This window comes from Actinophytocola oryzae (genome assembly GCF_004364325.1).
Lineage (GTDB): Bacteria > Actinomycetota > Actinomycetes > Mycobacteriales > Pseudonocardiaceae > Actinophytocola > Actinophytocola oryzae.
Genome location: NZ_SOCP01000022.1, coordinates 49,985 through 75,049 on the forward strand (window position 1 = coordinate 49,985; position 25,065 = coordinate 75,049).

Below are 25,065 nucleotides of genomic sequence, written 5' to 3' on the forward strand. Positions count from 1 at the left end.
TTGTTGGCGACGCATTGTGAGCGTAATGTGCTTGGTCGCCGAGCGTATTGTCGGCTCACTTCCGGACTGGCGCGTTTTCTGAAATGTTTCAACGTTTCCTGCGGCGGTGTATGCCGTACCAGGTCGCCCCGGCGGTGGCGATCGCGCCGAGGCCGATGGCCGTCACGGCGACCGCCGTGCCGGACGGTTGGAAGCGCGACCGTAGCGACACCGGTTTGGTGAATTCGAGGATCGGCCAGCCACGCTCCGTCGCCAACGCCCGCAACCCTCGGTCCGGGTTGACCACGGTCGGGTGACCGACGGCCTCCAGCATGGGCAGATCGGTGATGGAGTCGGAGTAGGCGTAGCTCGCGCCGAGGTCGTAGCCGTTGGTGGTGGCCAGCTCCTTCATCGCGGTGGCCTTGTTCTCGCCGTAGCAGTAGAACTCGATCTCGCCGGTGTACTTCCCCCTCACCTCGACCATGCGGGTGCCGATGCTGTGCGTCGCCCCGATCATCTCGGCGATGGGCGCCACGATCTCCGCGCCGGACGCGGACACCACGACGATGTCCATGCCCTCGTCCTTCTGGCGGGTGACGAGGTCGGTCGCCTCTGCGTAGACGAGCGGGTCGACGATGTCGTGCAGCGTCTCCTCGACGATGGCGCGCACCTGCTGGACGTCCCAGCCCGTGCACAGCGCGGTGAGGTGCGCGCGAATGCGTTCCACCTGGTCGGCGTCCGCGCCGGAGGCGGCGAACACGAACTGGGCGTAGGCGCCCTTGAGTACCGCGCGGCGATTGATCAGACCGTTCCGGAGGAACGGCCGGCTGAAGGCCAGGGTGCTGGACTTGGCGATCACCGTCTTGTCCAGGTCGAAGAAGGCGGCGGCGCGTAGGCCGTGGCGGTCGGTCACTCGACCCAGCATAGGAGAGTGATGTATCCGCCTCCCGAGGTTGGCGCTGGTAGGGCGCGTTGGGGCTGACTTGTTGCGCCTCTTCGAGCAAGTTGCAACCAAGAGTGGGACGTTACGGGATACAGTGGTCCCGTCCGGCGTCAAGCCGGACCGGTTCAGTCCGACCCCCCGGGGCTGAACCTCTGACGACCCCCGTCCCTCCCCCCTGGCGGGGGTCGTCCCTTTTCCCGGTGTTTTCGGCGCAGTACCGCCGTTCACCCGAAAAAGCGCGAGCTTACCCCCACGCACCGACAATTCTGCGCGCGCGAATGCCTGTCGACGGCACTTGTCCACAGCCGCACCACTTGTCCACATGTGGATCTTCGTCCGTGGCCCCGACCCCCTCGCCGGCCGATGGTTGGACCAGGACCGGGCATCCCGCCCGGCGACGACCCGAGGGGGCATGTGGTGAACGCGAACCGGCCGCTGGCTTTCGTCACCGACGAGGCGCTGCTGGACGAGCTGCTGAAGCTGGCGGCCGCGGCGGGCTGCGAGCTCGAGCGCGTCCCGGACGTCGCCGCCGCACGACAACGCTGGTCGAAGGCCCCGCTGATCGTCCTCGACCCCGCCGGGGTCAAGGAATGCGCCCAGGAGCCCCTGCCGGCCCGCGACGCGGTAGTCGTCGTGTCTCCCGACCCGGAGCCGTCCGACCTGTGGAAACAGGCGATGGAGGTGGGCGCCGAACGAGTGGTCACCCTGCCAGGAGCTGAGCCGTGGCTGGTGAACGCGCTGGCAGACGCAGCCGAGGGGCCACCGAGCAACACGGGAAAGGTCCTGGCGGTGCTCGGCGCGAGAGGTGGCGCCGGTGCGTCGGTCTTCGCCGTTGCGGTGGGCCTGACGGCGCTGAGGGCGGGCGACGACACCCTGCTGATCGACTGCGATCCACGAGGCGGGGGCCTGGACGTCGTGCTGGGCGCCGAGACGGAGAAGGGCCTGCGCTGGCCCGACATGCAGCTGAGCGCGGGCAGGGTCGCGGCAGCCTCCCTCCACGCGGCCCTACCGGGGAGACGACGGGGCAACACCCAGCTGACCCTGTTGTCCGGCGCGAGAAAGGGCGAGGGCCCGGCTCCCGACGCGGTGGCCGCGGTGATCGAGGCAGGCCGTCGAGCGGGCGAGGTGGTGGTCTGCGACCTCCCGAGACAGCTGGACGCCGCGGCCTGGACAGCCATAGACAGAGCCGACCTGACGGTGATCCTGACCCCGGCGGAGCTCAGGGCGGCGATAACGGCCAAACAGCTGGCGAAGGACCTGACCGACAAGGGAACAAGCCCTCAGCTCGTCGTCCGTGGCCCGTCCCCAGGTGGTCTCCGCGCCGACGAGATAGCGGCGACAGTGGGCGTTCCCCTGCTGGCCACCATGCGTCGCGAACCCCAGGTGGCCCAGTCCCTGGAACGCGGCGACTTCCACCCGAAGGCGAACGGCCCACTGGCCCAGGCAGCGAGAACAACGCTGGCTGCCCTGGCCGCCGTCCCGCCGAAACCCCGCCGGGGTCGAGGCGACCTGAGGGTCGCGTCATGACGCCACCTCTGCCCAGGGCGGATCCACGAACCAGACCCACACCGAACTCGGAGAGGAGAACCCCCGTGAACAGCCCCGACCTCGTCAACCGGGTCCGCGACCGGCTCGCTGGAAGCGGCGCCGCGATCACGCGAGCCGAGGTCGCCCGCGCCGTCCGAGAGGAGAGCGGCATCGCGGGCCACGACGACATCCTCGTCGCCACCGACCGCATGACCCAGGAGTTCGTCGGCGCGGGCCCACTCGAGCCGCTGCTGCGTGCCGACGGCACCACCGACGTCCTCGTCACCGCCCCGGACCAGGTCTGGTGCGACGACGACAGGGGCCTGCGCCGCACCGACGTCACCTTCGCGAACGAGGATGCCGTCCGCCGCCTCGCGCAGCGACTCGCCCTGGCCTGTGGCCGCCGCCTCGACGACGCCCGCCCGTTCGTCGACGCCTGGCTCCCCGGCCGGGTGCGACTCCACGCGGTCCTCCCGCCCATCGCCGCGGGAGGCACCTGCATCTCCCTGCGCGTGCTGCGCCCGGCGCGCCACGACCTGGCCTCACTCCACGCACTGGGCACCTTCGACGACACCGTCCACGACACACTCAGGGCGATCGTCGAGGCCCGGCTGGCGTTCGTCGTCACCGGCGGCACAGGCGCAGGCAAGACGTCACTGCTCAACGCGCTACTGGGCACGGTCTCACCCGGAGAACGCATCGTCTGCGTGGAGGACGCCGCCGAGCTGGCCCCGACCCACCCACAGTTCGTCCGGCTCGTGTCGCGCCCGCCGAACGTGGAGGGCGCAGGCGAGGTCACCCTGGCCGACCTCGTCAAACAGGGCCTGCGCATGCGCCCGGACCGCCTGGTCGTAGGCGAGGTCCGCGGCGCGGAGGTCTGCCACCTCCTGAACGCGCTGAACACCGGCCACGACGGCGGCGCTGGCACGCTCCACGCCAACTCCCCGGCCGAGGTCCCGGCCCGCATGGAGGCCCTGGCCGCCCTGGGTGGCCTGCCGAGAGCAGCCCTGCACAGCCAGCTGTCGGCCGCCTTCCACGTCGTCCTGCACATGCGCCGCGAACGCGACGGCACCCGCCGTCTCACCGACGTCGGCGTCCTCGACCGTGCCGGCGACACCGTCAGGGTCATCCACCACCGAGACCGCCTCAAGTCCCTGCTCGCCGAGCGAGGAGTGGCCGCACCATGGTGAGCCTCCTGCTGACAAGCGCGGCCCTGCTCTGCTGGCCAGGCTCGCCGGCCCCAGCCCGCCTCCGCGTACTAGCCGGTCACGCCCCGCGCAAGCGCTTGCGCACCCCAAACAAAACCACGATGACGTCCTCTGCGGCGCTGATCGCGGCCTGGCTGCTCGCAGGAGTGGGCGGCGCGGTGGCAGCGGCAATGCTGACCGCGACGATCCGCCGTCAACTAAAGGCACGAGCCGAAACTCAAAGGTCGCTGGCCATGACCGACGGCCTGACGGAGGCACTGCGCACCCTCGTGACAGGCCTACGAGCAGGCGCCCACCCGGCGACAGCCGCGGAGTCCGCCGCGGCGGACGCCCACCCAGGCACCGCCGCGACCATGCACGCGGTCGCGATGGCGGCGCGCCTGGACGGCGACCTCACCGCGGTGGTCGACACGGCCCGCTCACCGGACGTGAGGGCAACACTGAGCCGCCTGGCCACGGCCTGGCAACTGGCCCAACGCCATGGCCTGCCCCTGGCCGATGTCCTGGACGCGGTCCGCCGCGACCTGGAACAACGAGCACGCTTCACTCGCCACGTCCTGGCGAGAATGGCGGGCCCGAGATCAAGCGCCCTGGCCCTGTCCCTGCTGCCCGCCCTCGGCCTGGCCCTGGGCACCGCCATGGGCGCGAACCCCCTGGCGATGCTGACCGACACCGTCCCCGGCCAGGCACTGCTGGTGGCGGGCGTGGCACTGATGTGCGCGGGCATCGCCTGGTCGACCCGCATCACAACGAGAGCGGTACCCCGATGACCAACAGCATCGCGCTGCTCCTACTGGCGGCGGCAGTGCTACTGGCCTCCCGAGCCAAGGTGCCAAGCATGCGGCTCGCCTGGCTGAACGACCGCCCCATGCCGGGCACCGGCCTGTGGACCCGCCTGAACACGCGCCGCCCACCCAACGACCGCAGGCCCACAAGAGCACTCCCAGCCATCCTCGGCGTGATGACGGCGGTCGTGACAGGCAGCACAAGTGGCCTACTCATCGGAGCACTGGTCGCGGCAACGGTCTGGTGGTTCCTACGCCGCGCGAGACAACCACCGAAGACCGACCCCATGACCGTGGCCGCGACCTGGGACCTGCTGTCCGCGTGCCTCCGAGCCGGCCTACCGGTGCCAACAGCGATAACGGCGGTGGCCGACGAGCTACCACCCGCAGCGACACAGGCGCTGAAGGCGTCCGCGGACCTGCTGGCACTGGGCGCGGACGCGGAAACGGCATGGGCACCGGCAACCAACTGCCCCGACACGGCAGCACTGGCCAGAGGCGCCCGCCGAGCGGCCCAGTCGGGCACGGCACTGGCGGACCTGGTCAGCGACCTGGCAACGACAGTCCGAGCAAACGCAGCGGACACGGCGGAGGCAACGGCCCAACGCGCGGGCGTACTGATCACCGCACCACTGGGCCTGTGCTTCCTACCCGCGTTCGTCTGCCTGGGCATCGTGCCGGTGATAGCAGGCCTGGCAAGACAACTGTCGCTCTGACCACCAAGAACCACAAGGAGAAAGCCATGTTCCCCCACCCAAAACCGATCTTCCTGAACAACTTCCTGGAGGACGACGCAGGCATGGTCACCCCGGAGTACTCACTGGGCATGGTCACCGCCCTGTCGATCGGCCTGGTCCTGTTCATCTACGCAAGGAGCGAAACCTTCCGCGAGACCCTGACCGGCCTGGTCGACCGAGCCCTGGCCCTGGCCGCCCCGTGAAGCCCACAAGCACGCGACAACCCCCAACCCCGAACGACCAAGGCGCGGTCACCGTGGAAGCGGCACTGGCCCTGGGAACGTTCATGCTGGTCCTGGGCCTGTCGCTAAGCGCCCTCTCAGCAGCGATAGCCCAGGTCCACTGCATAGACGCCGCAAGAGAAGCAGCACGCCTGACAGCCCAGGGCGACCCGGACCGCGGCATAGCGGCAGCAACCGAGATAGCCCCGAAGAACGCGGAGATCAACATCAACATGACCGGCGAACACATAGAAGTAGAGGTCCACGCCACGCCGCCCAACACCCTGCTCCCAGGCCTCCACCTACACGCAAAGGCAGTAGCGATCCGAGAACCCAACGGCCCATCCGGCTAGCCGACTCCCCATCCCAGCAAGCAGGGCTGCCCGCCGCCAGGCCGGCGCCCACCTGGAGGGCGTCCCGCAATGGGCGTCGCACGGCAGCTACCACCTTCGGGCACCCGACTGGCGCTCAGCAGCCGGCTGCTCGGCAACGAGGCGGACCGTCAACGAGGGGGACCGGCAACAAGGCGGACCGGCAACAAGGCGGACCGTCAACGAGGCCCGGCAACGAGCCCGGCCCTCGGCAAGCGGCCTGCTTTCAAGGGACTGCCTTGGACAAACCGGTTGGCCGCAGACACAGGGCTGACCTGGCAAAAAGCCGCCTTGGCAACAGGAACCGGCATCGCGCGAGAGTTGTTTCGCGAAGACTGCCCCCGGCAACCAGCCGATACTCGGAAGGAGGCGCTCGGCAGGTGGCAGCTCGGCAATGATCCGCTTGGAGAGGCGGTCTGTTCGACAACGGTTCCGTTGGCAAGCGCCTTGCATGACGGTGCGGTCGTCTGGGCGGTGGTCCCGCTGGCAACGCTGTCCGCTTTGGCAAAGGCGGTCTGGCAGTGGAGGTCTGGCTTGGGAGGCGGTCTGCTTGGTGAGGGCCGGTCTGTTTGGCCCCGGTCCTGCTGGCAACGGCCCTGCTAGGTGGCGCGGACTGCTGGTCGGTGATTCCTCGTGTTGAGGCGGTCTGCCGAACTGGCGCGGTCCGCTGGGCGGCGGTTCCGCTTGGCGGGGCGGTCTGATTGGCAACGGTTGTCAGCGACGGCCTCGCTTGGTAGCGCAGTCCTTGGCGGTGGTCCCGTGTGGCAGCGCTGTCTGCGTGCCGATGCGGTCTGCTGAGCGGCGGTTTCCGCGTGGTGAGACGGTCTGCGTTGGCGACGCGGTCTGCTGGGTGGTGGTGCCGCTTGACGATGCGACGCGCCTCATGGAGGTCGTCCGCTTGGTGAGGCGCTCTGTTCGGTGACGGTTCTGTTGGCAACGGCCTTGCCGGGTGACGCGGTCTGCTGGGCGGCGGTCTTGCGTGGTGAGGCGGTCTGCCTTGGTGGCGCGGTTTGCTGGGCGGTGGTCCCGCTTGGCAATGCAGTCCGCTTTGGCGACGGGGTCTGCTTGACGGCGGTCCCACCTGGCAACGCTGGCTCGTTAGCGATGCAGTCCGCCTGGCAACGGGGTCGCCCCGTAACAGGGCTGAGGCTCGGCGAGCCGCCGCCGTGGCCAACGGGATCACTCGGCAACGAACCCCCGTTCGCCAACACCCGATGCTCGGTTGCGGAAGGGGGACGCGCCAGGGATGCAGCCTCGAGTCAGGCGGTCGTTGGCTCGATCGCGTTGTGCGTGCGGGATGGGAAGCGGCATCCGCTGCCTGTCGATCCAGCTTGAGACGGCTGCCGCAACTGGGGCATGAGCCCCAGGTGGTCGCCTCGGAACCCCACTACTCAGGAGTAAAGCGTGCTTTCTTATCGGTGCGAGCGAGTGCAAGCAGGCGGTTGGCGTCGACAAGCGGCGGTTTTCCCACGCTGCCTGACGGATAGCCGCCGTCGAGTGGGCGTTCGCCGTGGGAGGCCACGATGAATGGTCGCCGATCGGTCTGGACCAATGGGGGTACGCGACGGCCGAGTGGTCAGCGGGTGCCGCTTGACCGTTCGCCGTTGGTCGGTTGCGATGAGCGGTCGAGCGACCGTGGATCGGCCACGGTCTGGGCGGTGGGCGGTCTCGCGATCGTCCTCGCCTTGCTCGGTGGGGTGCTCTGGCTCGTCGCGGCCGTGGCCGTCCGGCATCGGGCTCAGGGTGCCGCCGATCTCGCCGCGCTCGCGGCTGCCGGCCAGGCTCTCGCTGGTGAACGGCGTGCTTGCGACGCAGCGCGCGAGGTGACCGGCCAGATGGGCGTCGAGCTGGTCTCGTGTCGGCTCGTCGGGTGGGACGCGCTGGTGGAGGTCGCCGCCACCCCGCCCGACCCGATAGGTCGGCTCGGACAAGCGGTGGCCAGGGCACGTGCTGGACCGGTCGAGGACGCGGGTTCAGCGGTCATCCACGAACGGTGAACGGCATCACCAGGGGGTTTGGGACAGACGTGGGACGCCGTTGACCGTGAGAAGGGGGTTTAGCCCCTCGTTAAACCACTGTTCGTTTCACCGTGCGTAGACGACCAGTTGTCGACTGCAAGTTCCGGCGGGTGGGCATCGTGCCGTTAAGTAGCCCATAGAGCGCCTCGGCCGCACAGAGGCGACAGGGTCGCTCGAAGCAAGAAGTACAAGGAGGCAAGAGCTCGACATGTTGGACATGGAATCGTCGGATAGCTGGCGCAGGGCCTTCCGCGTCGAACTCCGTGCGCAGGCCATCGGCCTCGCGTGGCGTGGATGGGCAGTGCTGCCAGGTACCTATCCGGCCGGCTCGCAGTGGGCGGGTCGCGAGGGCGTCGAGAACACCGGCCCCGTGCCGGTGCACGCCGACTGGCAGGAGCGCATCGGCACCGAGCCGGAGAAGGTCGCCACGTGGTGGACCGGCCGGCCCTACAGCCTGCTGCTCGCCACCGGTGTGACGCTCGACGCCATCGAGGTCCCCGGCCACCTGGGCCGAGGCGCCGCTCGCGTGCTGCGTGCGGTCGGCCTGCCGGTGCCGATCATGGCCACGCCGGACGACCGCTGGATGTTCCTCGTCCGCAGCGGGCAGCAGCTCGCCCGTCCACTTGTCGAGGAGGGCGACGTGGTGTTGCACCAGGCAGGCAGCTGGGTGCCGCTCCCACCGACGCCCGTCAAGCACGGTGTCGTGCACTGGCGTGTCCGTCCCGAGGTGTGTGGCTGGCAGATGCCCGCCGCGAGCCTCGTGCAGGACGCGCTGATGGACGCCATCACCGACACGGCGTCGCTCACGCGCGCTGGTCGGCTCGTCGCCGCGGACTGACGGTCCTCGGTCGGGGTCCGAACCCCCGGAAAAGGCTTTGCCGGATACCGCACCCATCCGGCAAACCCGCGGTGGCAGGTTCCGCGATCCGCGGCACCACCGCACCAACCCGTCCCGGATAGGCGCTGCTCCCGCACCTATCAGTGGCCTACCGGGACGGGCAGCATGCCGGGCGCTCGCAGAGGAGAAGGTCTCCCGCGTCGCGACCGAACAGGGACACAGGCGGCCACGCCGCCGTCGGCGCTACCTGGCCCAAGGTAACCGCCTGTTTCGCGGAGGAGTCTGCCTCCCCATATCTCCGCGGAACAGGGGGAAACCAGCCGAAGTCCCGAAACGAGCGCGACACCCGAGAGCGGTAGCAGGCCGCTCCTCGCGCGTCCGGCGAACTCAGAGCGCCGGGGCAGGTCCACAGCCGCCCCGGCGCTCTGTGCATGTCCGAACCCTCCACACCCCTGTGGACGGATCCTGTGGACAGAACTGTCTCAGGAGGCCTGTGCCGCCGCCACTGGCGTGGCCACCGCCGCGAGAACCGTTGTCAGAACAGCGATCGCGCCTTCCTTGTGCAGGGGCTCGTTCCCGTTGCCGCACTTGGGGGACTGCACGCACGACGGGCAGCCCGCCGGGCACTCGCACGCCGCGATCGCGTCCCGTGTGGCGGTCAGCCAGGGGACCAGTGCCGCGTGGGCTCGGTCGGCGAAGCCCGCGCCGCCCGGATGTCCGTCGTGGACGAAGACCGTCGCCTCACCGGTGTCCGGGTGCAGCGCGGTCGACACCCCGCCGATGTCCCAGCGGTCGCACGTCGCGAACAGGGGGAGCAGGCCGATCGCCGCGTGTTCCGCCGCGTGGAGTGCGCCTGGGATGTCGTGCTTCGTCAGCTCCGCCTCGGTCAGCAGCTCGTCCGGGACGGTGTACCAGACCGCCCTCGTGGTCAGCGTCTGCTGTGGTAGGTCGAGCGGGACCTGGTCCAGCACCTGGCCGGAGGGCAGCTTGCGCAGGTAGGCCACCACATGGGACGTCACGGCCACCGCGCCCAGGTTCACCGTCACGCCTGCCTCGTGCGTGGTCTGCTCGTCCACCGACAGGATCGAGATGTCGATCTGCTCGCGTGGTGACGTCGACCACTCCGGGTCCTCGCGGTGGACCATCGCGAGGCCGGTCGACAGGTCCAGGTCGTCGACCACATAGGACGTGCCCTGGTGCAGGTACACCGCTCCCTCGTGGACGGTCGTGAACGCCGCGCCGGGGTCGACCGTGCCCAGCATCCGCCCCGAGTCGGCCTCCACCACCGCCACCTGCTCGCCGCCGGAGCCGCGGATGTCCACCGACGCCTGCGGCCGTTCGCGTGACGTCCAGAACCAGCCCGTCGGGCGGCGGCGCAGGACCCCGTCCACCGTCAGGTCCTCCACCACCCGCCTGGCCGCGGCGCCGCCGAAGTCCGCCAGGCACTTCTCGGTGAGCGGCAGCTCCATGGCGGCGCACGCCAGCTGCGGCGCCAGTACGTACGGGTTGGTCGGGTCGATCACCGTCGCCTCGACCGGCTTGTCCAGCATCGCCGACGGGTTGTGCACGAGGTACGTGTCGAGCGGGTTGTCCTGCGCCACGAACACCACCAGGGCGGCGTCACCCGCCCGGCCCGCGCGACCCGCCTGTTGCCAGAACGACGCCAGTGTGCCCGGGTACCCGGCGACCACCACCGCGTCCAGACCCGCGATGTCGACCCCCAGCTCCAGCGCGTTCGTGCTCGCGACCCCCAGCAGGGTCCCGTCTGCCAGCGACTTCTCCAGCGCCCGCCGCTCCTCCGGCAGGAACCCCGCCCGGTAGGCGGCCACGCGGGCCGGCAGCGACGCGTCCACCTCGGCCAGCGCATGCCTGGCCGACAACGCGGTCAGCTCCGCACCCCGCCGCGAACGGACGAAGGCCAGCGTCCGCGCGCCCTCCACCACCAGGTCCGTCATGATCCTCGCGGTCTCCGCGCCCGCAGAGCGTCGGACCGGGGCCCCGTTCTCCCCGGACAGCTCCGGCAGCAGCGGCGGCTCCCACAACGCGACCGTCCGCGCACCCCTCGGCGACGCGTCCTCGGTCACCGCGGTGCACGGGACGCCCGCCAGCCGGGACGCCGACGTCGCCGGGTCGGACACCGTCGCCGAGGCCAGCACGAACACCGGGTCGGCACCGTACTTCCTGGCCACCCGGCGCAGGCGGCGCAGCAGCAGTGCCACGTGCGAGCCGAACACCCCCCGGTACCCGTGGCACTCGTCGACCACGACGTACGCGAGTCGCCGGAAGAACTGCGCCCACCTCGCGTGCGTCGGCAGGATCCCGCGGTGCAGCATGTCCGGGTTCGTGAACACCCACCTGGCGTGCGCCCGCGCCCAGTCGCGTTCCGGCATCGGCGTGTCGCCGTCGAACGGCGCGGGCCGGACACCCTCGATGTCCAGGGCCCGGACCGCACGCAGCTGGTCGGCGCCCAGCGCCTTGGTCGGCGACAGGTACAGCGCGGTCGCGCGGCGGTCGGCGGACAGCGTGCTCAGCACCGGCAGCTGGTAGGCGAGCGACTTGCCGGACGCCGTGCCGGTGGCGATCACCACGTGCCTGCCCTCGCGTGCGTGGTCCGCCGCCGCGACCTGGTGCGCCCACGGGCGCTCGACGCCGACCGACCCCAACGCCGTGACCAGCTCGCCGGGCACCCACGACGGCCAGTCGACGGGCACGGCGGGACGCGCGGGCAGCGCCCGGACGTGGCGCAGGGGGGTCTCGCCGCTGGGCACGCCGGCGAGCACGCGGTCGAGCAGGAGGCGACTCACGGAAGCGAGGGTCGCACACGGCACCGACAACGGGACCGGGGCGCAGGCCCGACAGAGTTCACCGGTTCGCGTGAGTCCCGGGGCGTCCGGCAGAAGGTTGTCTTCGTCACGGCGCCGGAGCCGGGCGTCACAAGGCCGGGAATCTGTTCTTGATCGATGCTCTGGATCGATCACGTAACCGGGAAATCCGCAGCTTGGCGGGCCGGGCGTCAGAGCGGGTAAGTCCTACCAATAGACTCCGCCGGTCCCATCAACACCCCCTGGTGGCGCACCCGTCCCTACGGACGATTGCGGCGGTCCTCGGCGATCGCGGAATTCGCGCCACGTCAGGCAGACCCAGGAGGACAGATGTCCTGGCAGTTACTAGCGGCGGAAGGCGGTCCAACGCTGACCGGCGGGGATCGCGGCATCGTCGTCGTGGTCGCCGTGATCGCTCTCGCCGCCCTAGCCGTTGGTTACGTGCTGCTCAAGGAGGTACTGGCCGCAGGCCAGGGCACCGACAAGATGCAGGACATCGCCAAGGCGGTGCAGGAGGGCGCCGGCGCGTACCTGAAGCGGCAGCGGAACACGCTGGCGATCTTCGGGATCATCGTGTTCATCGTGCTCTTCTTCCTGCCGGCGGACGGCGTGGGCGAACGCATCGGCCGCTCGCTGTTCTTCGTCGTAGGCGCGGTGTTCTCGTTCGGCATCGGCTACCTCGGCATGTGGCTGGCCACGCAGGCCAACCTGCGTGTCGCCGCGGCGGCGCGTGAGGAGGGCGGTCGCGAGACCGCCATGCGGGTCGCGTTCCGCACCGGCGGTGTCGTCGGCATGTCGACCGTGGGCCTCGGCCTGTTCGGTGCCGCGATCGTGGTGCTGGTCTACGCGGGTGACGCACCGAAGGTGCTCGAGGGCTTCGGCTTCGGCGCCGCGCTGATCGCGATGTTCATGCGTGTCGGTGGCGGCATCTTCACCAAGGCCGCCGACGTGGGCGCCGACCTGGTCGGCAAGGTCGAGCAGGGCATCCCGGAGGACGACCCGCGCAACGCCGCCACGATCGCCGACAACGTCGGCGACAACGTGGGTGACTGCGCGGGCATGGCCGCGGACCTGTTCGAGTCCTACGCCGTGACCCTGGTCGCCGCGCTGATCCTCGGTTCGACCGCGTTCGGCGCGCAGGGCCTGCTCTTCCCGCTGATCGTGCCGGCGCTCGGCGCCATCACGGCCGTGGCAGGCGTCTACCTGACCCGCGCCAAGGTCGGCGAGAGTGGCCTGACCTCGATCAACAAGGCGTTCTACGCGTCGGCGCTGCTGTCCGCGGTCCTGTGCACGGCCGCGGCGTTCATCTTCCTGCCGAGCTCGTTCGCCGAGCTGGACGGCCCAGCGCAGAGTGACATCGGCGGCAACCCGGCGGTCATCGCCACCATCGCGGTGATCATCGGCATCGTGCTGGCGGGCGTCATCCTGTGGCTGACCGGCTACTTCACCGGCACCGAGTACAAGCCGGTCAAGGACGTCGGCAGCAGCTCGCTGACCGGCGCGGCGACCGTGATCCTCTCGGGCATCTCGGTCGGCTTCGAGTCGGCGGTCTACACGGCGGTCGTCATCGGCGCGGCCGTGTACGGCGCGTTCCTGCTGTCGGGCACGTTGTTCGTGGCGTTGTTCGCGGTCGCGCTGGCAGGCACCGGTCTGCTGACCACCGTCGGCGTCATCGTCGCGATGGACACCTTCGGTCCGGTCTCCGACAACGCGCAGGGCATCGCCGAGATGTCGGGCGACGTCGAGGGCGAGGGCGCGGCGATCCTGACCGAGCTCGACGCGGTGGGCAACACCACCAAGGCGATCACCAAGGGCATCGCGATCGCGACGGCGGTGCTCGCGGCGACGGCGTTGTTCGGGTCGTACATCAGCGCCATCCGCGACGCGTTCGCCGACGCGGCCAACGCGAGTGCCGACCAGCTCTCGCAGCTGACGAACGCGATCCTGTTCGCCAACGACGACCCGGACGCGCAGGGCTTCATCGCGCTGGTGTTCAGCCCGAACGTGCTGGTCGGTATCGGCCTCGGCGCGGCGGTCGTGTTCATGTTCTCCGGCCTCGCGGTCAACGCCGTGTCCCGTGCCGCGGGCGCGGTCGTCTACGAGGTCCGCCGCCAGTTCCACGACAACCCCGGCATCATGGAGGGCACCGTCCGGCCGGAGTACGGCCGCGTGGTGGACATGGTCACCCGTGACTCGCTGCGTGAGCTGATCACCCCCGGTCTGCTCGCGGTGCTCGCGCCGATCGCGGTCGGCTTCGGTCTCGGTACGGGCCCGCTGGCCGGCTACCTGGCCGGCGCGATCGCCTGCGGCACGCTCATGGCGGTCTTCCTGGCCAACTCCGGTGGGGCATGGGACAACGCGAAGAAGCTGGTCGAGGACGGCAACCACGGTGGCAAGGGCTCCGACGCCCACGCGGCCACCGTCATCGGCGACACCGTGGGTGACCCGTTCAAGGACACCGCGGGCCCGGCGATCAACCCGCTGATCAAGGTGATGAACCTGGTCTCGCTGCTGATCGCGCCGGCCATCGTGACGCTCTCGATCGGCGAGAACGAGAACGACGCGGTCCGCGTCGTCATCGCCATCGTCGCGGTGCTGATCATCGTGGCCGCCGTGGTCGTGTCCAAGCGGCGCGGCACGGCGATCGCCGAGAACCCGGCGGAAGCTGTGGCCAACGGCGCTGTCTGACCGCAATACGATTGTGGCCCGCCTCCCGGATCATCCGGGGGCGGGCCGTTTTCGTGGGGGGGCGCGGATGGGGAAGTCCTGGTTACGCCACGCGTGGACCGTGGTGCCTGCCGTCGCCGTGGTCGGCGCGCTGTCGCTGCCCTGGGGTGTCGCGCCAGGGCCGCTCCGGGTGGTCGACGGGCCGGTGGTGACCGAGGTCGCCACGGGATCCCAGAGCGGGTTCACGGTGCTCGGCGTGTTCCTGGTCGTCGCGGTCGTGACAGCCGCGGCCGCCGCGGTCGTCCTCGGTCTCGCCAGGATGGACAGCGCGCTCTGGATGAGTGGCCTCGCGGGCGTCGCGGCGGTCGTGATCGCCGTCCTCGGCTTCGACCACCACGGTGTGGCGGCCGGGTCGGTGCTCCTGTGCGTGACCGGCGTGTTCCTGCTGGTCCGCGGGGCCGTCGGGCTGGTCAGGCGGCGTGGGCCGGCGTTCGTCGCCGTGGTCATGCTCGCCGCCCCGCTCCTGGTGGCGGTGGATGCCCTACCTCGCTCAGGGGACGGACAGGAGCGGGTCGCACGCGGCACGTTCGACGAAGCCGTGCGCCTGGTGCCGGTGAACGGGGCGGTCGCGGTCGCGGACCACGGCGAGGTCATGGTCGCCGAGCGCGGCGTGTTCACCACGGTCGTGCGGGTCGACGACCCGGACGTGACCGTCCTCGGGATCGTCGGTGACCGCCTCGTCTACTACCGCGCCGACGTCTTCGAGCTGCGGGTGGTGCCACCCGGCGGCGCGAAGCCCGCCGTGGTGACCGGCGTCGTGGGGGTCGACTCGATGACCACGACCGGGATCGTCCTGCTCCGCACGGCGGGCGTGACCACCCCGACCCTGCACAGGCTCGACGTCACCAGGGCCGAGACGACCCACGCGGACAACCTCGACCTCGCGCCGGTCCCGGCCACCCGCTCCCTGCTGGAGACCGACGACCCGAAGCGGCCGATGCGGTTCCACGAGCACCCGCGCACCGGTCAGATCGCCGCCGTCGACGACACGGAGATCTTCGACCCGACCCTGGTCGGCACCAGGCCGGGCGCGACCAGGTGGCAGCCGCTCGTCGGCGACCGGCTCAACGGCTGCCCGGAGCCCGGCCAGGGCTCGCCCATCGGCAACGTCGGGGCGATGTCGGCGGACGCCACCGACGGGTGGTGGCTGTCCACCCCCGAACGGCACGCGCTCTTCCACGTCCGAGGGGACGGCGACATCCGGAACGTGACGCTGGACCAAGGCGGCACCGACCCGTCGGACATGATGACCGGCGCCGACGGCGTGCTGTACCTGGTGGACCAGCAGGGGCTGTCGACCCTGACCGGTCCGGCGTCGCAGCTCGCCGACTCGCCGTCCGCGCCGTGTGCGCCGCTGCCGGTCGTGGCCGACCCCGTCCGGCTCGACCCGGCAGACGTCAACCTGAACGTGCTCACGGACGGCTCGGGCGGCTCGTGGCAGCGGCCGTCCGACGATCCGAGCGGTGAGGTCCTCACGCACCTCGACGCGCGGGGCGCGGTCATCGCCACCGTCCCGGCCCCGCCCGCCGACGGCAGCGGCAGGCTGTGGCCGGACCTGACCGGTGGTGTGCCGTTCTCGGGCAAGTGCCCGCCGACGCGGGTGGTGGCGGGCCAGAACACGACCCCGGCGGCGCTCGCCGGCTGCTGGGACGGACTGGTGATCGGCCGCGACGGGCAGGGCTGGTGCGTGGTGAACGGGCATCTGTACTCGTTCGGCCGCGGCGGGCTCGTCGAGCGGACCCACGGCGGCCCGTCGAGCGGCGGTGGGCTGGTCGTCGCCCAGCTCGCCAGGGGCGTGCCGGCCGCCGATCTCCAGATGTCGCCCACGTCGCTGGCACTCGATGCGACCGGCATGCCGCTGGTCGTCGTCGAGAACGTCCTCCTCGGCGTCACCGACCAGGGCGTCGTGGTCCTCGGCCAGGACGAGCGGCTGCGTGACGCGACCCTGTTCACCTCGGCGGACGGCGTGCTCGTGCAGACCCGCGACGGCAGGGCGCACCGGCTCGGTCACTGACCGCCGCGATCGCCTCTGGCCGAGATCGAACGGGTGTTCTATCCTTGGCCGGGTGGCGCAGCTCTCGTTCTACTCCGCCGAGGCCAACCGGCCGCAGACCGGTGACCTCGCCGGTCTGTTGTGCTGCCAGGGCCAGCTGGCCGAGTTTGCCAGGACCGCGGCGCGCCTCTCGCTGTCGCTGGCCGACCGCTGGCGCGTCAGGGCCCTTCGCCTCGCGCTGGCCGAGCGCCGCGTCGACGCCACCCACACGGTCACCGAGGAGGGCGTGCACGGGTTGCGCACGGCTTTCCGCGCCGACCTCCTCCCGCTCGCCGAGGAGTGGACCAAGGAGGGCGAGAAGTTCGCCCCGACCGGGCTGACCCTCGATGGCGGAGCGCTGCGGCTCTGGGTGCTCGCCGCGGGCGACTGGCTGGGTACGAGCTATTTCCTGGGCCTCGATCCCGAAGCGCCGGACACGTATGACACGGTAAGAGGGGCACTCGGCAATGCCGGGCTGCCAGCTACCCTGCAGGGGACGGGCCTGCGGATTTCCGGCCGTAGGCGACTCGGAAGGCTCGCCGAACTGGTCGGGAGGCCGCCGTCGGGGGACGCCGAGGAGCACTGGCCGGCGGTATCGGGGATGCGGCGAAGCGCCTGAGCGTGATACCCAGGTAACGGTTCGTACCTTTGTGGCGAGGTGTCTGATGTTCGCTTCGCGGGCTTCGCGACGTGTCTATCGTGCGCTTCGTGAGTCCGACGCGGTGTCCGACGTTCGCTTCGCGAGCTTCGCGAAGTGTGCTGAGAGGCACCTGGGGGTAGGTATCACCGTGTGCAACGTGCACACTAGCGAGCTGAGAACAAGCTCGGAGCGGAGAGCGGGACGGCGTGGCAGGGACTAACGGGACGAGGAAGAGCGGGTCGGCTGGTGCCGAGCCGCGGCGGCTGGTGATCGTCGAATCACCCGCGAAGGCGAAGAAGATCGCCTCCTACCTGGGCCGGAACTTCGTCGTGGAGTCCTCGCGTGGTCACATCCGCGACCTCCCCCGCAAGGCGGCGGAGGTGCCGGCCAAGTACAAGGGCGAGTCCTGGTCGAACCTCGGCGTCAACGTCGACAACGGCTTCGAGCCCATCTACATCGTCACGCCGGACAAGAAGTCGACCGTCACGGAGCTGAAGGAAGCCCTGAAGACCGTCGACGAGCTCTACCTCGCGACAGACGGCGACCGCGAGGGCGAGGCCATCGCGTGGCACCTGCTCGAGGCGCTCAAGCCGAAGGTGCCGGTCCGCCGGATGGTCTTCCACGAGATCACCGAGTCGGCCATCCGCGCCGCGGCCGACAACACCCGCATGCTCGACCAGGACCTGGTCGACGCCCAGGAGACCCGCCGCATCCTCGACCGCCTCTACGGCTACGAGGTCAGCCCGGTCCTGTGGAAGAAGATCACCCGCGGTCTGTCCGCCGGTCGAGTGCAGTCCGTGGCCACCAGGATCGTGGTGGACCGCGAGCGCGAGCGGATGAAGTTCGTCCCGGCCTCGTACTGGGACATCTCCGCCAGGCTCGACGCGGGCGAGGACGCCGAGCCGAGGAACTTCGGCGCCCGGCTCGTCCAGATCGACGGCAGCAAGCTCGCCACCGGCCGCGACTTCGGCCCGGACGGCCGGCTCAAGGCGGCCTCGAGCCCGCCGCTGGTCCTCGCCGAGGCCGACGCGCGTCGCCTCGCCGACGCGCTGACCGGCCAGGCCATGGCGGTCGCCTCCGTCGAGGAGAAGCCCTACACCCGCCGCCCGTACGCGCCGTTCATGACGTCCACGCTGCAGCAGGAGGCCGGCCGCAAGCTGCGCTTCGGCTCGGACCGCACCATGCGGGTTGCGCAGCGGCTGTACGAGAACGGCTACATCACCTACATGCGTACCGACTCCACGACGCTGTCGGAGACGGCGATCGCGGCGGCCCGCGCGCAGGCCCGTGAGCTGTACGGCGACGCCTACGTCTCGCCGCAGCCGAGGCAGTACACGCGCAAGGTCAAGAACGCCCAAGAGGCGCACGAGGCCATCCGCCCGGCAGGCGAGGTGTTCCGCACGCCCGGCCAGGTCGCCGGTGAGCTGGAGACCGACGAGTTCCGCCTGTACGAGCTGATCTGGCAGCGCACGGTCGCCTCCCAGATGGCCGACGCACGCGGCACCACCATGAGCGTCCGGATCGTCGGCACCGCCCAGAGCGGCGAGGAGTGCACGTTCGCCGCGTCCGGGCGCACGATCACCTTCCCCGGCTTCCTGCGTGCCTACGTCGAGACCGTGGACACCGAGGCGGGCGGCGAGGCGGACGACGCCGAGCGCAGGCTGCCGCAGCTGGTCAAGGACCAGCCGCTGACCGCGACCGAGCTGAACCCCGACGGGCACACCACGTCGCCGCCGCCGCGCTACACCGAGCCGAGCCTGGTCAAGGCACTCGAGGACCTGGGGATCGGCAGGCCGTCGACGTACGCGTCGATCATCAACACCATCCAGGACCGCGGGTACGTGTGGAAGAAGGGTGCCGCGCTGGTGCCCTCCTGGATCGCGTTCTCGGTGGTCGGGCTGCTCGAACAGCACTTCGGCAGGCTCGTCGACTACGACTTCACCGCCGCGATGGAGGACGAGCTCGACCGCATCGCCAGTGGCGAGCAGCACCGCACGCAGTGGCTGTCCGGCTTCTACTTCGGTGGCGACATCGGCGCGGAGGGCTCGGTCGGGCGCACCGGCGGCCTGAAGAAGCTGGTCGGCTCGGGTGTGGACACGATCGACGCCAGGGAGATCAACTCGATCCCGCTGTTCGCCGACGAGAGCGGTCGCGCGGTCGTCGTCCGCGTCGGCCGCTACGGCCCCTACCTGGAGCGCGACGGCGACGACGGCGAGCCGCAGCGGGCGAACCTGCCCGAGGACCTGCCGCCGGACGAGCTGACGCTGGAGCTCGCGGAGAAGCTGTTCGCCACGCCCGTCGAGGGGCGGACGCTGGGCACCGACCCGGTGACCGGGCACGAGATCGTCGCCAAGGAGGGCCGCTTCGGGCCCTACGTGACGGAGGTCCTGCCCGAGGCGGAGGACGCGAAGGCCAAGAAGGTGAAGCCGAGGACCGGCTCGCTGTTCAAGGCGATGTCGATCGAGACGGTGACCCTCGACGACGCGCTCAAGCTGCTGTCCCTGCCGCGCGTGGTCGGGGCGGACCCGGCCAGCGGTGAGGAGATCACCGCGCAGAACGGCCGGTACGGCCCGTACCTGAAGAAGGGGACGGACTCGCGTTCACTGGGCGCCGAGGACGACATCTTCACGGTGACGCTGGACGAGGCGCTGAAGCTCTACGCGGAGCCCAAGCGCCGCGGCAGGCAGGCGGCCGCGTCGGCGCCGCCGCTCAAGGAGATGGGCAACGACCCGGTGTCCGGCAAGCCGATGGTCGTCAAGGACGGGCGCTTCGGGCCGTACGTGACCGACGGCGAGTTCAACGCCTCGCTGCGCAAGTCGGACAGTGTCGAGACGCTCACCGACGAGCGGGCTGCCGAGCTGCTGGCTGAGAAGCGGGCCAAGGGACCGGCCCCCAAGAAGAAGGCGCCCGCCCGGAAGGCGGCACCGGCCAAGAAGGCACCGGCCAAGAAGGCACCGGCGAAGTCGAAGTCCTGAGAGGTTGACGGTCGGGTGCCATGAGCGAGACGACCCGTGCGCCCGCCGCCGGGTTCGACCGGCGGGCCGTCGAGGCGTGGTTCCGGCGCCGGGGTCTGCCGCTGTTCGTCCGCGGCGACGAGCGCGGGTCCCGGGTCCTGCAGCGCGCCGTGCCCTCGCTGGTGTTCGTACTGGTCATCGATCCCCTGACCACCCTGGTCACCTGGCTGCTCGACGTGCCGGAGGCGGAACTCGAGCGGCGGATGACCAACACCGCCTACGTGTTCCTGCTGCTCACGGTGATCGCCGTCGCCCTGGTGGTGCCGCTCCTCGCCGGTCTCGGCGCTTCCGCCTGGGCGCGGCGGATGAGCCACCGAGGGCGCTACTGGCTCGCCAGGGTCGTGTTGGTGCTCAACGTGGTCGTGCTGCCGCTCGTCGAGTGGTGGACCGGCCTGCGGCCGACTGTGTGGCTGTCGTTCACCATCGGCGTGGGTGTGACGTTGCTCATGCTGTTCTTCGTGTGGGTCGGCGCCGGGTCGATCCTCGCGTGGGGGCTGCGCAAGGCGTTCGCCGAGCTGGGGTCCGTGTGGCGGATGGCGACCAAGGCCCTGCCGCTGCTCGTGCTGGTGGTGATCTTCGCCTACTTCTCCACCGAGGTCTGGCAGATCGCCGCCGCGCTGCCCCGGTGGCGGTTGTGGCTGGTCGTCGCGCTCTTCGGGGTCCTCGGGGTGTTGTTCATGGCGGCGCGGCTCGACGAGGAGCTGCGGAAGATGATCGACGCCGTGGCCGAGGAGAAGAACGACGACCTGGCCGCCGTGCTCGAGGGCACGCCGCTCGCCTCGTCGGTCGACGGGCCGCCGATCGAGCAGGAGCCACTCGCCGGACGGGAGCGGGCGAACATCACACTGGTGTTGTTCGTCGCTCAGCTGCTGCAGGTCGTGGTGCTGTCCGTGCTGGTCTTCTGCGTGCTGATCGCGCTGGGGGCGCTGGCCATCGAACCGGCCGTCATCGACTCCTGGCTCGGGCCGGGTCAGTCCAGGGTCGCGGGCTCGCTGTTCGGGATCGAGCTGCCGCTGTCCAAGGGCCTCGTACAGGTCTCGCTGTTCCTCGCGGCCTTCTCCGGGCTCTACTTCGCCGCGACCGCGGCCACTGACCAGCACTATCGCGAGACGTTCTTCGAGCCGCTGCTGGCCGACGTCCGCGTCAGCCTCGCGGCGCGCCAGATTTATCGCGCACGGCGGGCGGATGCCTCCTAGTCTGGTAGGTGAGCGCACCGACACAGGGAGTCGAGATGGCGAGCTGGAACCACGACGGCACCCAGGACCCGGTTCCGCCGCCGCTGATGAGCGACCCGTTGTCGGGCCTGGTAACCGGCGGCAAGTACGACGGTGAGATGGTCCGCGTCCGCGTGATCGAGCCCGCCGCGCCAGACGTCGAGGCCGTCCGCGTGGCCATGGAGTCCGTGCTCGACGAGAACTCCGAGCTGCGGATCGACGTGCCGGGCCCGCCGCTGCCCCCGACGGAGACGTCCGGCAAGCCGTTACCTCCGCCCGAGACGACCGGCAAGCCGCTTGCGCAGCCGACCGTCAAGATCCCGGCGCCGACACCACCCACCGGCATCCCGGTGTCCCGGCTGGGCGGGGCGCCGCTGGAGATCCCGGCTCCGCGCCGGTCGCGACCACCACGCAAGAGGTGGTCGCCAGGGCTCGCGGCGGTCGGGTTGTTACTGCTGGTGATGGCCGTGCTCGTCCTGGTGATGCTGGCCAGCCTGATCGACACAATCTCGTCCATCTTCAGCTGAACCCTCAGCACTCTCAGGTTGGCCGCGCTACGTTACCCGCGCGTCCTGGTTACCCTGTAAGGGCGCGGGGATCCGTGGAGAAGGGGTGGCGGGCATCAGCGGGGGTGCTAGCTCAGAGGGGACGGCGGGTGCCGGTGCGCCCGCCGAGTCCGGCGCTTCCATCACACACCGCGCGCGGAGTGTGCTGGCGATCCGCGCCTTCCGCAGACTGTGGGGCGTCACCTACCTCTGCAGCATCGGTGACTGGCTGTCGCTTCTCGCGCTGGCCGGCTTCGTCAGCAAGCTGACCGAGGGCTACCAGGTGCAGAGCTTCGCCTTCGCGGGCGTCGTGCTGACACAGCTGCTGCCCGGTCTGCTGTTCGCCCCGCTCGGCGGGATCCTCGCGGACCGCTTCGACCGCCGCAAGATCATGGTCATCTGCGACGTCCTCCGTTGCGGGCTGTTCGTGTCGATCGCGGTCGTGGGCTCGCCGCTGTGGCTGTTCATCGGCAACTTCCTGATCGGCTGCTGCGCGCTGATGTGGATCCCGTCGAAGGACGCGGCGGTCCCGAACCTGCTGCGCCGCCGGGACCAGGTCGAGACGGCGAACCAGCTCGGGCTGGTGATGACCTACGGCATCGCGGTGATCAGCGGCGCGGGCCTGTACACGGCGATCACCGGCATCACCACCAACCTGAACCTGCAGCCCGACCCGCACGGCCTGGGCATCGCCAAGATCATCCTGGTCATCAACGGCCTGCTGTACCTGACCAGCGCGATCCTCGTCGCGACCCGCATCCCCGAGCTGTCACTCCGCGACACCCCGCTCGCCGAGGCCCGCAAGGCCGACGAGGCGGCGAAGAAGTCGTCCGGCGAGAAGCAAGGCATCATCGCGATGGCCCGCGACGCCGCGCGCTTCGTGCGAAGTACGCGGCTGGTTCGCGGCCTGCTGATCGGCATGGTCGGCGCGTTCGCCGCGGCAGGCGCGCTGGTCGGCTCGGCCCGCACCTACGCGGACAGCCTGCTCGGCGGTGAGTCCGCCTTCGGCCTGCTGTTCGTGGCCCTGTTCATCGGCCTGGCCACGGGCATGGCCGGTGCTCCCAAGCTCGCGCGCAGGCTGCCGCACAACCGCCTGTTCGGCATCGCGATCGTGCTGGCAGGCCTCGCGCTGTCGCTGGTCGCGCTGTCGCCGCACCTGATCGTGTCGGTGATCACGGTCATGATGGTCGGCGGCTGCGCCGGCGCCGCCTTCCTCACCGGTGTGACGATCATCGGCACCCAGGTCGAGGACGCGATCCGCGGCCGCATCAACGCGATCTACCAGTCGCTGATGAAGATCATCCTGGCCGGCGCGATCCCGCTGACACCGCTGCTCATCGGTCTGGTCGCCCCCCACAAGATCGAGGTGTGGGGCCGCGAGATGCAGATCGACGGCTCACGCCCGGTGCTGCTGGCGGCAGGCCTGATCGCCGCGCTTGTCGGTGTGATCGCCTACCGCCAGATGGACGACCGCAGGAGCGAGCCGATCCTGGCCGACCTGCTCAACGCCATCCGCCGCAAGCCACGCCGCCTGGCAGGCCTGCTGGTGGCGGTCGAAGGCGACACGGTCGCGGACACGTCGATCCAGGCCCACCTGCTGGCCGACTGGCTGAAGCGCCCCGGCGCGAAGGAGGTCGTGCTGGCCTCGGACCCGGCCCTGGACGACGAGAGACTGCGGGCAGTGCTGACCGGCGCCCAGCTGTCCGGCGCCAGAGCGCACGCCCTGGTGGCGGCGGCCGTACGCGCGGACATCGTGGAACGGCAGATCAGGCCCGCGCTCGACCGGGGTGCGCTGGTGGTGATGGAGCGTTTCGTCGACAGCCCGCTCGCCCACCTGTCCGTGGCCGCGGACCTGGACCCGGCGGAGCTGGAGGGCCTGGCCGACTGGGCAACCGCCCGGCTGCGCCCCGACGTGACGATCCTCCTGGACCGCGACCCGAGCACGATGGGGGCATCGGAACGAACCCGCCCGCCGGAACACCACTGGCACGTCCAGCGGGTCCTGACCGAGATGGCGGCCGCGGACCCCGACCGCTACGTCGTGGTCGACGCGGACGGCACACCGGAGCAGGTGGCGGTGCGGGTGCGGATAGCGGTGCAGACCGCGCTGGCCGGGCGCAGGCAGGGGAGCCTCCTGCCGAGCGATAGCCTGGCGCCGGTAGAGGTCCGAGCGACGTAGGTTTCCCCGGAGGCACTGGGCGTGAGCAACGTGTGGTCCCAGGTCGTCGGCCAGCCGGACGCGGTGGCGGTGCTCCAGGCGTCCGCCAGGGTCGCGGCGTCGATGGTCGACGGCACGTTCGCGGGCGGCTCGACGTCGGCGGTGGCCCACGCGTGGCTGTTCACAGGTCCGCCCGGCTCCGGTCGCTCGGTGGCGGCAAGAGCGTTCGCGGCGGCGTTGCAGTGTGAGACCGGCGAGGGCTGCGGCGAGTGCCGGGGCTGCCGCACCGCGATGGCGGGCACACACGCGGACGTGCACGTGGTGGTCCCGGAGGGCCTGTCGATCTCGGTCGCGGAGATGCGGTCGCTGGTCCAGATCTCGGCACGCAGGCCAACGGGCGCCCGCTGGCAGGTAGTGATCATCACCGACGCCGACCGCCTGACGGAAGGCGCGGCGAACGCCCTGCTGAAGGCGGTGGAAGAGCCCCCGGCGAGAACGGTCTTCCTGCTGGCGGCCCCGTCGGACCACCCGGAGGACGTCCCGGTGACGATCCGGTCGCGCTGCCGCCACCTGGCGCTGCGCACCCCGGCGCCCGACGCGATAGCCGAGGTCCTCCATGCGAGGGACGGCATAGAGACGTCGATGGCGTCGTGGGCCGCCTCGGTGTGCGGGGGACACGTGGGCCGAGCCCGCCGCCTGGCCACCGACGAGGCGGCCCGCACGCGCAGGGAGGCGGTGTTGAGGATCCCCCTGAACCTCCGCAACCTGTCAGACGTCTTCGACTGCGCGGACGTGCTGGTGAAGGCCGCGGAGGCCGACGCGAACCAGGTGAGCGGCACCCGCGACGAGGCCGAGAAGGAAGCCCTGAAGACGGCCATGGGCCACGGCGGCACCGGCAAGGGCGCGGCAACCGCGACGAGAGGCAGCGCGGCGGCGATCAAGGAGCTGGAACGTCGCCAGAAGAGCCGAGCCACCAGAACCCAACGCGACGCGATCGACCTCGCGCTGGTGGACCTGGCCGGCTTCTACCGGGACGTGCTGGTGATGGCGTCAGGCAGCCCGGCCACCCTGACCCACCCGGACCGCGAACGCGACGCGAGGCAGGCAGCGGGCATGTGGACGCAGATCTCCACACTGCGACGCCTGGAAGCGGTACTGGCGTGCCGCGAGGCGATGGAACTGAACGTGAAACCAAGGATCGCGATAGAAGCGATGCTGACCACGCTGCACTTCGGTTGACGGTCGGTGCTGCCGGTCAACCCCGACCGGCAGCACCCGCTCGTCGT

At 70.5% G+C, this 25,065-nt stretch carries 18 protein-coding genes; 16 read left to right on the top strand and 2 right to left on the bottom strand.

Annotation, left to right across the window (positions count from 1 at the left end; translation table 11 throughout):
• Positions 1-88: 88 nt before the first annotated feature.
• Complete coding sequence (locus CLV71_RS39745) at positions 89-904, bottom strand: HAD-IB family hydrolase (protein ID WP_133908102.1); 816 nt, start codon at positions 902-904, stop codon at positions 89-91.
• Between the two features lie 381 nt (positions 905-1,285).
• Between CLV71_RS39745 and ssd the strand changes: the two genes are divergently transcribed.
• From ssd to CLV71_RS39785, 8 genes are all read left to right on the top strand, one after another.
• Complete coding sequence (ssd, locus tag CLV71_RS39750; RefSeq protein WP_133908103.1) at positions 1,286-2,449, top strand: septum site-determining protein Ssd; 1,164 nt, start codon at positions 1,286-1,288, stop codon at positions 2,447-2,449.
• 65 nt (positions 2,450-2,514) lie between these two features.
• Positions 2,515-3,639 (top strand): TadA family conjugal transfer-associated ATPase, encoded by a 1,125-nt coding sequence (locus CLV71_RS39755; RefSeq protein WP_243867215.1) that lies wholly within the window; start codon positions 2,515-2,517, stop codon positions 3,637-3,639.
• Between the two features lie 119 nt (positions 3,640-3,758).
• A complete protein-coding gene (locus tag CLV71_RS39760) occupies positions 3,759-4,427 on the top strand; it encodes a type II secretion system F family protein (protein WP_243867217.1) in 669 nt (222 codons plus the stop codon).
• Positions 4,424-5,158: a type II secretion system F family protein gene (locus tag CLV71_RS39765; RefSeq protein ID WP_243867219.1), complete on the top strand. Its 735-nt coding sequence runs from the start codon at positions 4,424-4,426 to the stop codon at positions 5,156-5,158. The genes CLV71_RS39760 and CLV71_RS39765 overlap by 4 nt, the downstream gene beginning before the upstream one ends.
• A 26-nt stretch (positions 5,159-5,184) precedes the next feature.
• On the top strand, positions 5,185-5,382 hold the full coding sequence (locus CLV71_RS39770; protein WP_133908106.1) for a DUF4244 domain-containing protein: 198 nt from the start codon (positions 5,185-5,187) through the stop codon (positions 5,380-5,382).
• A gap of 53 nt (positions 5,383-5,435) precedes the next feature.
• A complete protein-coding gene (locus CLV71_RS39775) occupies positions 5,436-5,753 on the top strand; it encodes a TadE family type IV pilus minor pilin (RefSeq protein WP_243867221.1) in 318 nt (105 codons plus the stop codon).
• Positions 5,754-7,354: 1,601 nt separating this feature from the next.
• Positions 7,355-7,768: an Rv3654c family TadE-like protein gene (locus CLV71_RS39780; RefSeq protein ID WP_279588793.1), complete on the top strand. Its 414-nt coding sequence runs from the start codon at positions 7,355-7,357 to the stop codon at positions 7,766-7,768.
• A gap of 229 nt (positions 7,769-7,997) precedes the next feature.
• Positions 7,998-8,627: a bifunctional DNA primase/polymerase gene (locus CLV71_RS39785; protein WP_133908109.1), complete on the top strand. Its 630-nt coding sequence runs from the start codon at positions 7,998-8,000 to the stop codon at positions 8,625-8,627.
• 482 nt (positions 8,628-9,109) lie between these two features.
• On the opposite strand, the gene CLV71_RS39790 is transcribed toward CLV71_RS39785, so the two are convergent.
• Positions 9,110-11,431: a DEAD/DEAH box helicase gene (locus CLV71_RS39790; RefSeq protein WP_243867225.1), complete on the bottom strand. Its 2,322-nt coding sequence runs from the start codon at positions 11,429-11,431 to the stop codon at positions 9,110-9,112.
• A gap of 348 nt (positions 11,432-11,779) precedes the next feature.
• On the opposite strand from CLV71_RS39790, the gene CLV71_RS39795 reads away from it, so the two are divergent.
• From CLV71_RS39795 to CLV71_RS39830, 8 genes are all read left to right on the top strand, one after another.
• Complete coding sequence (locus CLV71_RS39795) at positions 11,780-14,137, top strand: sodium-translocating pyrophosphatase (protein WP_133908111.1); 2,358 nt, start codon at positions 11,780-11,782, stop codon at positions 14,135-14,137.
• Between the two features lie 67 nt (positions 14,138-14,204).
• On the top strand, positions 14,205-16,190 hold the full coding sequence (locus CLV71_RS39800) for a hypothetical protein (RefSeq protein WP_133908112.1): 1,986 nt from the start codon (positions 14,205-14,207) through the stop codon (positions 16,188-16,190).
• Positions 16,191-16,242: 52 nt separating this feature from the next.
• Positions 16,243-16,827, top strand: coding sequence for a hypothetical protein (locus CLV71_RS39805; protein WP_133908113.1), 585 nt, complete (start codon positions 16,243-16,245; stop codon positions 16,825-16,827).
• A 227-nt stretch (positions 16,828-17,054) separates the two neighbouring features.
• Positions 17,055-19,823: a type I DNA topoisomerase gene (gene topA / locus CLV71_RS39810; RefSeq protein WP_133908114.1), complete on the top strand. Its 2,769-nt coding sequence runs from the start codon at positions 17,055-17,057 to the stop codon at positions 19,821-19,823.
• A gap of 20 nt (positions 19,824-19,843) precedes the next feature.
• Complete coding sequence (locus CLV71_RS39815; protein WP_133908115.1) at positions 19,844-21,058, top strand: hypothetical protein; 1,215 nt, start codon at positions 19,844-19,846, stop codon at positions 21,056-21,058.
• A 35-nt stretch (positions 21,059-21,093) separates the two neighbouring features.
• Positions 21,094-21,603 carry a hypothetical protein gene (locus tag CLV71_RS39820; RefSeq protein WP_133908116.1) on the top strand — a complete coding sequence of 170 codons (510 nt, stop codon included), beginning with the start codon at positions 21,094-21,096 and terminating at the stop codon, positions 21,601-21,603.
• Positions 21,604-21,688: 85 nt separating this feature from the next.
• Complete coding sequence (locus tag CLV71_RS39825) at positions 21,689-23,800, top strand: bifunctional MFS transporter/dTMP kinase (RefSeq protein WP_424923950.1); 2,112 nt, start codon at positions 21,689-21,691, stop codon at positions 23,798-23,800.
• A 21-nt stretch (positions 23,801-23,821) separates the two neighbouring features.
• The gene (locus CLV71_RS39830) at positions 23,822-25,018 is read left to right on the top strand and encodes a DNA polymerase III subunit delta' (RefSeq protein ID WP_243867227.1); all 1,197 of its coding nucleotides are present in this window, start codon (positions 23,822-23,824) and stop codon (positions 25,016-25,018) included.
• The last annotated feature ends 47 nt before the right edge of the window (positions 25,019-25,065 follow it).